Here is a 14593-nt window from a genome sequence, read left to right on the forward strand (position 1 = left end):
TGTTACCGTTTTGGTATACATGCGTTGTATAAGACTTTTATTCAACGGAGATTATGGCATGGCTAGACCTCGTCGAGCTGGGAAGAAAAAAGAGAAGAAAAACATCCCCGTCGGCATCGCCCACGTCAAGGCCACGTTCAATAACACGATCGTGACCTTCACAGATGTCAAGGGCAATGTTGTTAGCTGGGCTTCTGCCGGTGCTCACTTCAAGGGTTCCCGCAAGTCCACTCCTTTTGCGGCACAGATGGCTGCCGAATCCGCCGCCAAACGCGCGCAGGATTCCGGTATGCGGACTGTCGGCATTTACGTCAAGGGCCCTGGCTCCGGACGTGAGGCTGCAATGCGCGCCATCAATAACGCTGGTTTCAAGGTTACGTTTATCCGGGATATCACACCTATTCCGCATAATGGTTGCCGTCCGCCCAAACGCCGCCGGGTTTAATTAAGGAGATTCACTGTGGCAAGATATACTCAAGCAAAATGCAAGCTGTGCCGCCGCGAAGGAACCAAGTTGTTCCTCAAGGGCGATCGCTGCTATACTGATAAGTGCGCATACGAAAAGCGCCCATACCCTCCGGGACACTCCGGCCGCATGCGCCACAAGATGAGCGATTACGCCATCCAGTTGCGTGAAAAACAGAAAGTTCGCCGTATGTATGGCATTCTTGAAGGCCAGTTCCGTGATTATTATCATCGTGCTGACGGCATGAAGGGAGTTACAGGTCATAACCTGTTGATTCTCCTCGAACGCCGATTGGACAACGTCATCTTCCGTCTCGGTTATGCAAATTCCCGTGACCAGGCTCGTCAGTTGGTGCGTCATGGCATCTTTAAGATGAATGGACGTCGCGTGAACATTCCGTCCATGCAGGTCCAGCCTGAAGATGTCATTGAGGTCCGTGAGGAAGCTCGTAAGATCCCCGTGATTAACGAGGCTCAGGAAGTCATCGCCCGCCGCGGCTGCCCCGAGTGGTTGGAGTCCGACGGTGCTAACTTCAAAGGCACGGTCAAGGCCATGCCGAGCAGGGACGACATTCAGTTCCCGATCAACGAGCAGCTCATTGTCGAATTGTACTCCAAGTAAATAGGGGACTTCATGCTTATTGAGAACGGCGACAAACTCATCAACACCCGCAACTGGAGTGAACTGGTTAAACCCGAAAAGCTCGCTCGCGATCCAAAGTCCGGCGAAAATTACGGGAAGTTCATCTGTGAACCCCTGGAGCGCGGCTATGCCACTACTATAGGCAACGCCATGCGCAGGGTCCTTCTGTCCTCTATGCAGGGGTGTGCCATTGTTGCCGCCTCCATAGAAGGCGTGCAGCACGAGTTCACGACCATGCCTGGGGTTTTGGAAGACATGACTGAGGTGGTGCTCAACCTGAAGCAGGTTCGTATCGCTATGACCACAGATGAGCCCCAACGTCTCCTTCTCGAGGCGAATAAAAAGGGCCAGGTCACTGCCGGAATGATCCAGGAAAATCAGAATGTCAAAGTTCTGAATTCTGACCAGCTTATCGCCACCCTGACAGAAAACCGTCCCCTGAAGATGGAGCTTGAGGTGCGTATGGGCAAAGGGTATGTCCCTGCTGATATGCATGAAGGCCTTGCCGATGAAATCGGTTCCATCATTCTGGATGCGAGCTATTCTCCGGTTAAAAAAGTAGCATACTCCGTTGAACAGGCTCGTGTCGGTCAGATGACAAACTATGATAAATTGATCCTCGAAGTGTGGACAGACGGTTCTGTCTCTCCTGAGGATGCCTGTGCATATAGCGCCAAAATCCTGAAAGATCAGCTTTCCGTGTTCATTAATTTTGATGAACTTTCCTCTGAAGCTGCAGAGGAAGAGGAAGATGCCATTGATCTGAACCCGAACCTCTTCAAGTCAATTGATGAACTTGAACTTTCCGTTCGTGCCACCAATTGTCTGAAGGCTGCCAATATTCAACTTGTTGGTGAACTGGTTCAACGTACTGAACAGAGCATGCTCAAAACCAAGAACTTCGGTAGGAAATCACTCGATGAGATCCGTCGAGTCCTTGACAGCATGACTCTTAAGTTTGGTATGATCGTTGAGGATTTTGACAAGAAATACCAGGAATGGATGAAGAGGAAAGAGAAAAATGAGGCATAGAAAGTCCGGTCGCAAACTGAATCGGTCGAATTCTCACCGCACTGCCATGTTCAAAAACATGGCCCGTGCGCTCCTGACCTACGAACAGATTCGCACTACTGAAGCTAAAGCTAAAGAACTGCGTCGAGTTGTTGACAAGCTCATAACTTTGGCCTTGCGCAATGACCTTCATACACGCCGTCAGGCTTACAAGGTTCTTGGAAGTCACCAGATGGTGCAGCGTCTTTTCGATGTAATCGGTCCTCGCTTTGAGGGTGGTACAGGTGGATATACCCGTATTATCAAACTCTCTCAGCCCCGTAAGGGCGACTGCGCTCCTATGGTCATTATCGAATTGACCAAGAAAGCAGTCGATACCGCTCCTGAAGCGGAAAAGACTGAATCTAAAGAAGATTAGCGAATATTAAAAAGGGGCAGGCATGAAGCCTGCCCCTTTTTTTCAAATTTAGTATAGATATTATCAATGAAATGGATCGTTTCCTATGGATGTACGCAAGCTTGATGCTTTTTGCAAAGTCTATGAGTTGCAAAATTTTTCTAAGGCTGGGGAGGTCATGTACCTTTCGCAACCGACAATAAGCTCTCATGTCGCGAATCTTGAGGAAGAGCTTGGTGTAAGGCTTTTTGATAGATTAGGTCGTAAAGTTTTGCCTACTCAAGCAGGACATGTGTTGTATGAAAGAGCTGTAGCTGTTTTTGAAAATCTTGATCAAGCTAAAGCTTCCATTGAAATGTTGCGAGATAAGGTTGTTGGTGAACTGACTATTGGGTGCAGCACTATTCCCTCGCATCACATCTTGCCAGGATATTTAGCCAAATTTTCGGCGAAATATCCTCAAGTCAGTTTTCATGTCCATACAAGTGATTCTTCAGAAATTATCAGACGTGTCGCAAATGGAGAATACCCTGTCGGTCTTGTGGGGCAGAAGCCTGAAGAAGAGGGACTTGAAGCTCTTGAAATCATGGGTGATGAAATTGTGGTTGTAGCCGCCAACAATGCTTCGTGGCTTCCTCAAGGAAATGGCTCAGTACCAATTGAAGATGTAGCGAGCCTACCATGGGTTATGCGTGAAAAAGGCTCTGCTACACGCCGTGTGTTGGAGTCTGCACTCGAAACTGTAGGACTGTCGTTATTGAGTCTGAATGTTCGCTGTTGGGTTGAAGGGACATGTGAAGCAATTGCTCATACTTTGAGCGGTGTTGGTGTCAGTGTCACATCCCGGTTGGCAACTGAAGAGTACCTTAAAAGTGGGGCAATGAAACAACTTGATGTGCCTCAACTTGCCGGCAAAAGAAAATTCTATTTAATTTACCACAGAGACAGACACATGTTCCCAGCACTGCAAACTTTTGTTGATTTTGTGCAATCTCTTTAAGATTGTTGAATAGCCACCCCCTGCGAAAAGAGAGGGTGGCTTTTATAGTATTAAGGAATGAAAACCAACTCTGGGATGGTTGAGATCAAGTCGTTCTTCTTGAGATGCTGGTAAAAAAGTTCAAGCCCCTGTATTTCTTTACTGCCCAGATCATAGACAAGACCATCAAAGTATGAGCACATTTCTTCTTCGTTAAGGCAACTGCCATCAGCTGCTAGAACACACATATCGTGAATGTGTTCGTTTCCCCAATCTTTTCCTTCTATTAATTTTTCACAAGCTATTCTGATCTTCTCCGGTGAAGCATGGTAACTCTCGCGCCGGACAATCCACACTCCGAAAATGAAGGGGAGTCCTGTCATGTTTCTCCATTCTTCCCCGAGATCTACACGGGATTGATACTCAGGATGATAGCGAAGGTTCAGCGCTTCATCACCAATTGCCAGGATTGCGTCAGGTAATTCCCCTTCCTCCAACTCTTTTGTTGCATCGCCGGAGACAAAATTAACTTTTATCTTCCAGAATTCCGAAAGTAAAATCTGAAGAAGAGCCGCTGAAGTGTGTGTCTGGGAACTGACAAGTATGGTCTTTCCCTCAAGTTCCTCTTTGGGGTATCGACTCAGTAAAAGGACACTTTGCACTGGGCCACAACTCCCGATGGCTATATGAGGAATAAGGTAGTATTTTTCAAAGTGTCGAGCATATTCGATACTTGAATTGGCTGAAAGATCGAGCTTTCCTGCATCCATCAGTTTATTCAAAGCGGATGGGGGGCCAGAGACTATATTGAAGTCGTTCTCAATTAAATTCTTTTCGATCGGGTGATATATCGGAAGGACATTGAGATATCCTATTTTACCCAACTGTATAGTCATTATTTCTGCTCCAAAAGAGTGTAATCCATGCTTCGTTGTCGTGCGGTCAGACCGGCGGCTTCGACTAACCCGTGTATCTCTTTCCGAGTAAGACGAAAGGAAACCCCTGCCGCTTTGACCACATTTTCCTCTATCATGGTGGAGCCAAAATCATTGCCCCCGAAAGAAAGTGCAAGCTGGGCTATCTGGGGTCCCATGGTCACCCAGGAGACTTGTATATTGTCGATATTATCGAGAACGATACGGCTAACTGCGAGCATTCTGAGATACTCAACACTCGTCAGCTTACGGCAATTCGGAAGCTCTGTATTGTCCGGTTGGAATGTCCATGGGATAAAGGCTGTAAAACCGGATGTGCGGTCTTGAGTCTCTCGGATGGCAAAGAGGTGTTGCAGGCGCTGTTCAACTGTCTCGACATGGCCGAACATCATGGTTGCTGTTGTACGCAAGCCCTGGGTGTGTGCTTCTTCCATAACACTTAGCCATTGGTCTGCGGGGCACTTGTTCGGGGCCACTTCAGCCCGTACAGCATCTACAAGAATTTCCGCTCCGCCGCCTGGAATGGAATCTAATCCAGCCTTGTGAAGCCTTTCAATAACTTTGGCTATCGGGATTTTTTCTTTTTCACTCCAAAAAACGACTTCGGGTGGCGAAAATGCATGTATGTGCACAGTGTAATGCTTTTTGATGTATCGGAGCATCTCTTCATACCATGAGAGAGGGATATCGGGATGATGGCCTCCTTGCATGAGAATCTGCGTACCACCCAGGTCGATCGTTTCCTGAATTTTTTCGCCGATCTCTTCAAAGGTCAGGACGTACCCACCTTCCTGATCAGGTTCCTTGTAAAATGCGCAGAATTTGCAACAGCAGACGCAAATATTGGAGTAGTTGATATTTCGGTCCACGACATAAGTTACAATGGGGTTCGGATGTTTTGCCCATCGGACCGCATTGGCAAGGTAGCCTAGGTCAAAGAAGTCAGCCTCCTTGTAGAGGGTTGTGGCTTCATCAAAATTGATGCGGTTCCCATTGAGTATTTTCTGATAGAGTGAGTCAAGAATCATGCTTATACCTCATTAAAGAAGCCGTCTCGTTCGACAGGAGTACAGCCACATCCGCGAATCATGGCTTCCAACTCCGAGCGAGTCATCCCCTGTTCACTGGTTGCACCGGCTTCGTGGCCGATTTTTTCTTCAACGACTGTCCCGTCAAAATCATCTGCTCCGAATTTGAGCGCAGCCTGGGCTTGCTTCACGCCAAGCATGACCCAGTAGGCTTTGATGTGTGGGATGTTATCGAGCATAAGTCTGCTGATAGCTATTGTGCGCAGTTTTTCCAAGCCCGTGAGCGGATGCTCGATGGTAAGTTGACTGTTTTCAGTGAGAAAAGGCAGGGGGATAAAACAGGTATAGCCACCGCCTCGGTCCTGGGATTCGCGAAGTTGCATAAGATGGTCAATGCGGTGTTGACGGGATTCGATATGCCCGAAGAGCATGGTCCCGTTCGTTTTCATACCGAGCTTGTGTGCTTCCTCGTGGATGGTAAGCCACTCCTGGGCTGTTGATTTACGAGGGCAGATTTGTTTTCGCACCTCGGGAGCAAAAATTTCCGCTCCACCGCCGGGAAGCATATCAAGGCCTGCCGCTTTAAGCCGTGCCAAGACCTCTTTTGTCGTAGTTTCTTCCAACTCTGCGAAGTGGGCAATTTCAACAGCTGTAAAACATTTCAGAATGGCTGTCGGAGCTTTTTCTTTCACTGCCTGCAAGATATCTTCAAAATAGGCTAACGGCAGTTTCGGATGGCATCCTCCTACTATATGAATTTCGCGGGGAGTGAGCGCAGTCGAATCTATTTTGGCGAGAACCTCTTCTTTGTTCAGGACAAAAGCGCCGTTTTGTCCCTCCTCTCGCTGATAGGCGCAAAAGACACATCCATTGATACAAATATTGGTGTAATTAATATGCTGGTTGATGACATAGAAAGCCTTATCCCCGTGCATGCGTGTGCGCACCATATTGGCCAAGGCTCCGATGGCCAGGGGTTCTGGACAGTCAAAAAGTGTCATCCCGTCTTCAAAAGACAGGCGTTTACCCGCGCACACCTTGGCGTGAATATCGCCAAGATCTTGGTTTTTGAAGTAATCATTTTGTAATAATTGCATAAATATCTCCTAGTTGGGGGACTCTGTCAGGCCATGTCTCAAAAGGTCTGTCATAGCTTGGGCAAGGTCTTCCAATGATTGTCCACTTGGTCCGACTCCATGATCGAGAGTTGGGACTGTGTGGCTTTGAAGGAATCTGTCAAAGATGGAATGGATGGTGAAAACAGTAATATCGATATCCAGATCCTTTCGGAGTTGTCCTGAAGCTATACCGTCTTCAACCAGTTGTCGTAAGAATTTGTCGTGTGCCCGTCTTATTTCGGTGAGAAATTTTTCCCTGAGTGGAAAATTCTCATTGAAAAGCATTTTAAGATAGATGCGGTAGAGATGTGGATGAGACTGGGTGAATGCGCCACTGGCCAGAAAACTTTTTTCAATTCTTTGAAAGAAATCTCCGGAATCAGTATCGCGTATAGCTTTGAGAGGCTGCTTGAACTGTGAAATAGCGTCGCCGAAAAGATATTCGAAAAGTCCTTGCTTGTTACCGAAATATTTGAAGAGAGATCCTTTTGCAATCCCGAGTTTATTGACGATGGTGTTTATACTGGCCTGATGATAGCCGTGATCGGCAAATTCTCTGGTCGCTTCCGAGAGAATCCGCTGGCGTTTTTCATCGGGTAGATTTTCAAATGTCTTTTGAGGATTCATGGCTGGTGCCCTTGCTCTTTGGAGTGGGTTCAGTTAAATGTGACCGGGTGGTCACTCTTTTTATCCATGGGCATACACCCTGTCAAGTGTAGTTTTTTTAGTATTTAATATTAGGTGGTTGTAATGAAAAAGAAGCTTCTTCTCGGATATTCGCCGTGTCCCAATGATACATATATCTTTCATGGTCTTGCGTCCGGTTCAGTTGCTTGGCCCGGAGGTCTCGAGATTACTCTTGCTGATGTGGAAGAGTTGAATGCTTCGGCAGCTACGGGAAAATTGGATGTTATCAAGGTCTCAGTGGCCGCCGCAGCAGGTATTTTGGATGAATATGTTCTTCTTCGCGCCGGAGGAGCAATGGGATATGGAGTCGGGCCAATTGTCGTCACAAAGGGAGAGCGTGACCTTGCTTCATTGGATGGGAAGGTCATTGCGACTCCGGGCCGGAAAACGACTGCGCATTTGCTGTTTGGTTTGTGTTGTCACAATGCAGGTATAAATGTGGAGTGCCGGGAAATGATCTTCGATGAAGTGATGCCTGCGGTAGCAGCGGGAGAGGTCGAAGCCGGTGTCGTCATTCATGAAGGGCGTTTTACATTTGGTGATAAAGGGCTGAACAAGCTTCTTGACCTTGGTGCGTGGTGGGAACGGCACACTGGATTGCCTATCCCATTGGGAGCGATAGCTATCCGGCGGTCGCTCGGAGAAGAAACCGCGCGAGCCATGAATGAAGCGATTCGGCAAAGCCTTCTTGAAGCCAGCCAGTTTCCAGACAAGGCCGCAGCATATATAAAAGCTCATGCGCAAGAAATGGATGATGCGGTCATTCAGGAACATATCGCAACTTTTGTCACCGATTACAGTCTTGATGTCGGTGATGCGGGAGTGTCTGCTGTGCGAAGGTTGCTCAAGGAAGCCGGGTGGACCCAAGGAAATGAATTCATCACAGTCTAAAGCGAAGGTATCCGCCAAAGCAAGAGGCCGTCCCAGTGGGACGGCCTCTTGCTTTGTACATATCACGGGATGCGGCGGTAAATTGACAATAAGGAATTCTCAGCTTTTTCTTCGTCGGCCCTGGCTGATAGAGACACCGGCTATGACCAGAGCTGAGGCAGCGTACTGAACCATATTGAGTCTCTCACCAAGGAAGAACCAGCCGAAGAAGAGTGTGATGACTGGGATGAGATTGATGAAGGCTGATGCCTGATTTGCCGTGGTTTTGGACATACCGTAATTGTAGAGTCCATAAGCTGCGATAGTGACAAAAATACCCAAATAGAAGATCGCGAGAACACCGGGGATTGCAAACTCCGTAGGGAGCGTTGTGCTGGGGATAAACAGAAGCGGAAAGTAGAAGAGCGATCCGATAAATGCTTGAATCATGGTCAGGAACCAGGGATTATAGCGTGGGGTTAACCCCTTCAGTGTGATCATATAGCCAGTCGCACAAATCATGGCCATGAACTCGAGGAAATTACCCAACGCGGGGTTTGATGCTGTGCTTGTGGTCTCGGCCGCCATGGAGAGGGTGCATGCCCCTATAATTGCGAGAGTAAAGCCGGTGAGGGTGCGGCGTGAGATTCGTTCTCCAAGTACAAACCGGGCAGCGACAGCAACCAGGAGAGGGAGGAGCGCACAAATCATTCCGGCCTGGGAAGCGTCGGTGTGTGAAAGGGCCATGGCTTCAAAAACAAAATAGAATCCGGGTTCGCAGACTCCCATGAACAAAAGGCGTTTCCAGTCTCCTTTCTGGTAGTCAATATGTCTGAGGGATTTGAAAACAGTGAGAAAGCAGAGGGATGCGATGAACATCCTTCCGAAAATCACGACCATTGGGTCAAAATGCTTGAAAGCTATTTTCAAGGCCACGAATGAGCTGGCCCAGAGGGTTACTCCGGCTAGAAGAGCGAGAAAGGCCCGGGCTGATCCTTGTGATGTCGTCACTATGCTCCCTGTTGTTGTCGTTTGGCGAGTTCTATCATTCTTGGGAAGTCTTGGAAATGATTCCGGGCATCATTTGTTGTCATGGAGTTGATCGAATTTTACGATGATTGTTCATTAAAAGACAAACCCCCGCAGAGTGCAGGGGTTTGTTCGCTCGTATGGGCTTGGTGTTTAATGTGGGCATACAGCCAGCACGTTAACCGGCTTGTATCCATTTTGCGGATTAAGAGCGAAACGGCAACCAAGATGGGAGCCTTCGCGTTTATGTGCGATATCTTCTTCAGAGCCGAGATAGAAAGAACAGTTGTTGCTTTCACAGATCAGGATAACATCCCATCCTGTTTCCGGCGGAGGAAGCCACGGGGACATGAGTGTTCCGCAATGCGGACACTTGTGGTCCTCCAGTTCGGTAACGATACCGGCATATTCATGAATAACCATAGTCACTCCTTTTTCAAAATGATCAGCACTGATGCATGCTCTGACCTGATGATAAATACGGAACCACCAACGTCAAGGGAAGATGGCTATATTTCTTCAGAAGAAGGGAGGAGTCTTAGCAGCTTGAACAAGGCTCGCGCATCTTTGGGCGGTTTGCCTTTGAGCTTCTCACGGCGAGCGCTCAGGACGAGCTGGCGTATCCTTTGTCCTTGTTCTGGGTGCTGGTCGAAAAGCTCCTGCAAGAAATCGTCATCTCCTCCGATGAGACGGTCTCGCATGACTTCGATACGATGAAATTCAGCGGTCCTGACATCGTGCCCCTGCTTGGCAGCTTCGACAATTTCACGAACTTGTGTGGTGTCGAATGTTCTCATCAGTTTGCCGACATATTGCATATGCCTGCGGCGGGCTTCATGTTTGGTTATTTTCTTGATGAGCAGCAATGCCTTTTCAACATCACCGGGAAGGTCGGATTCCTTGACGACACGGTCGCCCAGCGCGGCCAGGTCTTCGCCCAGCTGCTGGAGTTCATGCATATCCCGTTTGAGCTGAGATCGACTGGGTGCATCGTTCACCTCATCGAACTCTTCCGGGGCATAGAGGTCGCGTTTTTGTTTCTTTTTCATAGGGTCTTGGGTTGTCAGTTTTGGACGGTTTTGGCCAGATCCAGTTCAAGTTCGGTAAAAATGATCTGGATGCCTTTGGTCATCCCCTGGACCAATTCATCGGGGGCGGACTTGTCGAGCGGAATACGTTGCCTGTAACTTGATGAAAAGACAATCTCATTGTTGGGTGTTGATTCATCCACCAGGAAAAACTGCATGGCAATCACCGCATTCGGGGGCTCGGTTGAGTAATCTCCGTATAGGGAATTGACGACTCCTTCAAGGGTCAGGTCGGGTATAACCATACTCCCAGGCTCTATCACATTGGCAAAATGACCACTCTGCGCCAGCCATTTACGGAGTTCCGAGGTCAACATGTTGCCAGGTGCCACAAAGAGCATGTTGTAGAAATCGGATTCAATACGTCCGTCGCTCATCTGATAAACCAATTCACGAGTATTGTAGATATCGGAAACTGAGAGTCGACGGATTTTCAATATTTTTCCGCACTGCGCTTCAGGTGGGGTTTCTGTACGGGCCGGAGTTATGCGGTAATAGCGTTTTTCGATCGGTTCTCCGCCGAGTTTGACACAGGCGCTCATGCTCAAGGTCGCTATGAGAAAGAAGAGGGTGGTGTATTTTTTCATCATAATCTTGAATCCTGTCTACTTGCTTTCTGGCGAGGATTTGCTTGGCGGTTTACCAAAGAATATACCGGAAGGGTAGCGTTTTGCGTCACCACTCAACTCCTTGATGTTTTGCATGACTTCACGAGTATCCTGCAAGATTGCATGAATATTCGGCTCTTCTGCCGCCATGACACCATTGAGTCTGTTGACCAAGGCATGTATTTTGGTGACGGCAGCTCCAAGTTCTGCCGATGCCATGGTGATGTTCTCCAGGGTCGGGGCAGCGTTGGAAAGAGCTTTGTCCATACGTGGGTCAGAGAGAGTTCTTTCGAGGACATCAGCAGCATGTTTGAAGCTCGCCATGGCCTTGTTCGCCTCTGCGCCCGCAGCTATCAAGTCATCGGAAGATTCGTTGATTATCCTATCCACCCCGGCCATGGCGCTCGCCGCGTGGGGGATGATATGATCTGCGTCCGGGGAAGCCAGCAATTCATTTGTTCTGGAAAGAAGGGTACGTGTCTGGTCGAGAATTGTCAGCATCCTGTCGCCCGCTTTTTTGCCGTCCTTGGTGCGCATGAAACGGTCGAGAGTATTGACGATGGATTTGACGTCACTGATAATACTGGTGATATCTTCCTGACGAATCCCCTTCAGTGTCTTAGATATAGTGGTAACTGCTCCTTCTATTCGACTCAGGGTACTTGGAATTGCCGGAATATAGGCTTCTTTGGGTTGCCAGTATACCTGGAGGGGAGGGTTGGATAGTGGGTCCACATAGACGAAGTTGAGGAAGAGCTGCCCCGTCAATCCGAGGGAAGTGGGACGAACTCGAAGGCCCTGCTTTTCTTCTTTGCGTATGGATTTTTTGAACTCTTCAAAGCTCATGTCTCGGAATAAATCCGGGTTGATATCGCAACGTACCATCACGTATCGAATATCGTGCTCGCTAGCCTGTGGATAGATGTTGGTCACGAAATCAATGTCGGAAACCCGGCCGATGCGCACTCCTCTCAGTTTGACAGGTGATCCTATTTCCAGTCCGTTGACTGACTCATTAAAGTAACTTTCCACTGAATAGCTTGTCTCAAAGTATCTGCCAGCTCCCAGAACGATGACAATGGCTACCAGCAGACATGTGCCGACAATAATGAAAGCGCCAAGTTTGAAAGAGTCTTGTTTTCGTATCATTCTCTATCCTTCATTTAACGGGAGGCATTTGGCTTCATCCGTGGCTTTTCCAAGCGAAGGCATGCGATGAAAGAATCGTTTGACCAAAAGAGTCTCCGAAGAGTCTCGTAGTTCTTTAGGGTCCCCTTGCGCCACAATGGATTTTTGATCCTTGTCGAGCATTATCACCCTATCTGCCGTTTTATAGACTGATTCCAATTCATGGGTGACGATAACAAAAGTAATGCCGAGAGTGTGGGCCAGGTTGAGTATGAGTTCATCCAGTTCCGCTGACGAGATCGGGTCAAGCCCGGCTCCTGGTTCATCCAGAAAAAGGATTTGGGGATCCAAAGCCATGGCTCTTGCTATGGCCGCGCGTTTTTTCATGCCGCCGCTCAGGGCTGACGGCATTTTGTAGAATGCATTTTCCAAATTGACCATGGCGAGTTTCGATTTTGCTATCATCGTCATCGCTTCATGAGGGAGGGAGGTAAATTCTTCCAAAGGCAGCATGACGTTCTGAAGAAGTGACATGGACCCGAACAAGGCTCCCATTTGGTACATGACTCCGAAACGACGAATGATGTCTGCCCGGTCTGTTTCATTGGCAATGACCAGATCTTTTTCTCCGTAGAAAACATGGCCTTTCATTGGGGTGTAAAGGCCAATCATGTTTTTGAGCAAAGTCGATTTCCCACAGCCTGAGCCACCCAGAATCACGAAGACTTCACCTTGCATGATATCAAAGCTGATATCTTTCAGCACGACGGTGTCATCATATCCGCAGGTGAGATTCTTGACGCTGATGATGGGGGTATGCTTGTTGCTCAACAGATCACCATCCCAAGTAGTAGAAAGCAACGGCGAAAAGTCCGTCTGCAAATGCTATAAGGACTATTCCTGAAACCACTGCACTGGTCGTGGATAGACCAACGGCACTGGCCCCGCTTCGGGTTTGCAACCCTCGCAAGCATCCGACTCCTGAGACAAGCATTGCAAAGACGACCGCTTTGAGCATGCCGCCCCAGAAATCAAGAAAATCGAGATTTGCGAAGATACGTGATGAAAATGTCACCAGGGGGAACCCGAGAGAGAGCATGACCAGAGCGCCGCCTACCAAGCTGGCGAGATTGAAAAAAATTGTCATAAGCGGGACCATGGCAACCGCAGATATGAGCTTCGGAAGAACCATGAATTGCATGGGGGAGAGGCCCATGGTTGTCAGGGCATCCAATTCCTCATTGATTTTCATGGTTCCGATTTCCGCAGCAAACGCGGACCCGGACCTGGCTGCAAGGAGAATGGAAGTGACGAGAGGCCCCATCTCTCGAAACATGACAAGCCCCAGCATGTTCGGAACAAATATTTCGCCTCCGAATTGCTGTAGGCTGATAGCAGACTGAAAGGACATGATCAGTCCCATTAAAAAACCGATCAAAGTAATAATGAAGAGTGAGTCCACACCAATATTGATGCAGGAAATGACAACGTCTTTCCAGCGCACTCTCTGCGGATGCAGTGCAGTCTTGCCTAGCAGTATTGAAGATTCACCGACAAAAGCAACCATTTCGTGAATATCTGCAAGGATTGCATTGGCTGCTTCTCCCACTCTCTGGACAAATCCGCGTCGTTCTTTCTCCGTTTGTTCCCACTGTGGGAGTCCACAATCCCATGTCAGATTGATGAGTTTGACATATTCGTCCTTGAGGTTCAGCAGGTTGAATGTCCTGCCTGTCAAGATCGCTTCTTCCCTGATTTTGAGTAGCAGAGCGATGCCTGCTCCATCCATGCTGACTATGCCTGAGCAGTCTGCTGTTATTGATCGATGCGTTGTTTTCCTGGCTGTCTCCATGATGTTTTCCCAGACATGAGCAGTGCCTGTCGCATCAAATAGTCCATAGAGATTCAGTTTTAATCCACGGTTGTCAGTTGTCTTTTCGAATCTGGCACCTGGAAGGTCTGGAAGGAGTGGGCTTTGTTGCAACGAGAGGTCCATGATTTTGAATGTTCTCTGAATTGGACATTAAATATACCGAACGAGCGTCAAAATGAAAAGCGGAGTGGAATCTTTTTTTTCGATGGCTCAATATAGACTTGACAGCAAAACAAAAGAATAATATTTCTTTTAACTATGAATAATAGAAAGATTGACGATTTAGACCTAAAAATCCTGAATATACTTCAGGAGGACGGCAGGGTTTCCAATGCTGAAATAGCTCGAAAGGTAGGCAAAGCTCCTTCTGCCGTTTTAGAGCGGGTACGCAAACTGCGTCGGCATGGTATTATCAAGGGATACGAATGTATCGTGGATCATAAACGGCTCGGGAGTGGCTTGACCGCTTTCACTTCAATCCGTGTGGAAGAAGGGGTCGGTGCGACAGAGGTCGGGCAACGGCTTTCGGAATTTCCAGAAGTCCTTGAAGTCCATTACACGGCAGGACGAGACTCTTATCTTGTCAAAGTTCGTGTGCAGGACACTGAAGCTCTTCAAGCGACACTGGCTAAATTCGGCACGATTATGGCTGTACGGGATACCAACTCCACCATTGTTTTGACAACGGTCAAGGAGTCACGAGTTATTCCGCTTCCATCAACTAACGAATAAAC

The 14593-nt window shown here is 48.1% G+C and carries 18 protein-coding genes; 7 read left to right on the top strand and 11 right to left on the bottom strand.

What is annotated here, in order from left to right:
* Positions 1-58 precede the first annotated feature (58 nt).
* The 5 genes from rpsK (at position 59) to BN4_RS16725 (ending at position 3516) form a co-directional block, all read left to right on the top strand.
* Complete coding sequence (gene rpsK / locus BN4_RS16705) at positions 59-445, top strand: 30S ribosomal protein S11 (RefSeq protein WP_015416595.1); 387 nt, start codon at positions 59-61, stop codon at positions 443-445.
* A gap of 15 nt (positions 446-460) precedes the next feature.
* Positions 461-1087, top strand: a complete 627-nt coding sequence (gene rpsD / locus BN4_RS16710; RefSeq protein ID WP_015416596.1) for a 30S ribosomal protein S4 — start codon at positions 461-463, stop codon at positions 1085-1087.
* A 12-nt stretch (positions 1088-1099) separates the two neighbouring features.
* The gene (locus BN4_RS16715) at positions 1100-2140 is read left to right on the top strand and encodes a DNA-directed RNA polymerase subunit alpha (RefSeq protein ID WP_015416597.1); all 1041 of its coding nucleotides are present in this window, start codon (positions 1100-1102) and stop codon (positions 2138-2140) included.
* Positions 2130-2537: a 50S ribosomal protein L17 gene (gene rplQ, locus BN4_RS16720; RefSeq protein WP_015416598.1), complete on the top strand. Its 408-nt coding sequence runs from the start codon at positions 2130-2132 to the stop codon at positions 2535-2537. The genes BN4_RS16715 and rplQ overlap by 11 nt, the downstream gene beginning before the upstream one ends.
* A gap of 85 nt (positions 2538-2622) precedes the next feature.
* Positions 2623-3516: a selenium metabolism-associated LysR family transcriptional regulator gene (locus BN4_RS16725; protein WP_015416599.1), complete on the top strand. Its 894-nt coding sequence runs from the start codon at positions 2623-2625 to the stop codon at positions 3514-3516.
* A gap of 50 nt (positions 3517-3566) precedes the next feature.
* Here the strand turns inward: BN4_RS16725 and BN4_RS16730 are convergent, their stop codons facing one another.
* Genes BN4_RS16730 through BN4_RS16745 form a run of 4 tightly spaced genes read right to left on the bottom strand, consistent with a single transcriptional unit; the run spans position 3567 to position 7203 of the window.
* Complete coding sequence (locus BN4_RS16730) at positions 3567-4391, bottom strand: menaquinone biosynthetic enzyme MqnA/MqnD family protein (RefSeq protein ID WP_015416600.1); 825 nt, start codon at positions 4389-4391, stop codon at positions 3567-3569.
* Entirely contained in the window at positions 4391-5458 is a 1068-nt protein-coding gene (mqnC, locus tag BN4_RS16735; protein ID WP_015416601.1) for a cyclic dehypoxanthinyl futalosine synthase, read from the bottom strand. The genes BN4_RS16730 and mqnC overlap by 1 nt, the downstream gene beginning before the upstream one ends.
* A gap of 2 nt (positions 5459-5460) precedes the next feature.
* Positions 5461-6555 (bottom strand): aminofutalosine synthase MqnE, encoded by a 1095-nt coding sequence (gene mqnE, locus BN4_RS16740; RefSeq protein WP_015416602.1) that lies wholly within the window; start codon positions 6553-6555, stop codon positions 5461-5463.
* Between the two features lie 9 nt (positions 6556-6564).
* A complete protein-coding gene (locus tag BN4_RS16745; protein WP_015416603.1) occupies positions 6565-7203 on the bottom strand; it encodes a TetR/AcrR family transcriptional regulator in 639 nt (212 codons plus the stop codon).
* Positions 7204-7326: 123 nt separating this feature from the next.
* Here BN4_RS16745 and BN4_RS16750 point away from each other — a divergent pair, with 123 nt between their 5' ends.
* Complete coding sequence (locus BN4_RS16750; protein ID WP_015416604.1) at positions 7327-8154, top strand: 1,4-dihydroxy-6-naphthoate synthase; 828 nt, start codon at positions 7327-7329, stop codon at positions 8152-8154.
* A gap of 99 nt (positions 8155-8253) precedes the next feature.
* Here BN4_RS16750 and BN4_RS16755 read toward each other — a convergent pair whose 3' ends face one another.
* The 7 genes from BN4_RS16755 to BN4_RS16785 form a co-directional block, all read right to left on the bottom strand.
* A complete protein-coding gene (locus BN4_RS16755) occupies positions 8254-9144 on the bottom strand; it encodes a DMT family transporter (protein WP_015416605.1) in 891 nt (296 codons plus the stop codon).
* A gap of 171 nt (positions 9145-9315) precedes the next feature.
* A complete protein-coding gene (locus BN4_RS16760) occupies positions 9316-9585 on the bottom strand; it encodes a hypothetical protein (RefSeq protein WP_015416606.1) in 270 nt (89 codons plus the stop codon).
* Positions 9586-9671: 86 nt separating this feature from the next.
* Positions 9672-10211 carry a ribosome biogenesis factor YjgA gene (yjgA, locus tag BN4_RS16765; RefSeq protein ID WP_015416607.1) on the bottom strand — a complete coding sequence of 180 codons (540 nt, stop codon included), beginning with the start codon at positions 10209-10211 and terminating at the stop codon, positions 9672-9674.
* Between the two features lie 14 nt (positions 10212-10225).
* Complete coding sequence (locus BN4_RS16770; protein WP_015416608.1) at positions 10226-10840, bottom strand: ABC-type transport auxiliary lipoprotein family protein; 615 nt, start codon at positions 10838-10840, stop codon at positions 10226-10228.
* Between the two features lie 15 nt (positions 10841-10855).
* Positions 10856-12007: an MlaD family protein gene (locus tag BN4_RS16775; RefSeq protein WP_015416609.1), complete on the bottom strand. Its 1152-nt coding sequence runs from the start codon at positions 12005-12007 to the stop codon at positions 10856-10858.
* Positions 12008-12010: 3 nt separating this feature from the next.
* Positions 12011-12817, bottom strand: coding sequence for an ABC transporter ATP-binding protein (locus BN4_RS16780; RefSeq protein WP_041720499.1), 807 nt, complete (start codon positions 12815-12817; stop codon positions 12011-12013).
* Positions 12818-12821: 4 nt separating this feature from the next.
* Positions 12822-13982, bottom strand: a complete 1161-nt coding sequence (locus tag BN4_RS16785; protein ID WP_015416611.1) for an ABC transporter permease — start codon at positions 13980-13982, stop codon at positions 12822-12824.
* A 135-nt stretch (positions 13983-14117) separates the two neighbouring features.
* On the opposite strand from BN4_RS16785, the gene BN4_RS16790 reads away from it, so the two are divergent.
* Positions 14118-14591 carry an Lrp/AsnC family transcriptional regulator gene (locus BN4_RS16790; protein ID WP_015416612.1) on the top strand — a complete coding sequence of 158 codons (474 nt, stop codon included), beginning with the start codon at positions 14118-14120 and terminating at the stop codon, positions 14589-14591.
* Positions 14592-14593: the final 2 nt, after the last annotated feature.

Source organism: Pseudodesulfovibrio piezophilus C1TLV30 (genome assembly GCF_000341895.1).
Taxonomy (GTDB): domain Bacteria; phylum Desulfobacterota; class Desulfovibrionia; order Desulfovibrionales; family Desulfovibrionaceae; genus Pseudodesulfovibrio; species Pseudodesulfovibrio piezophilus.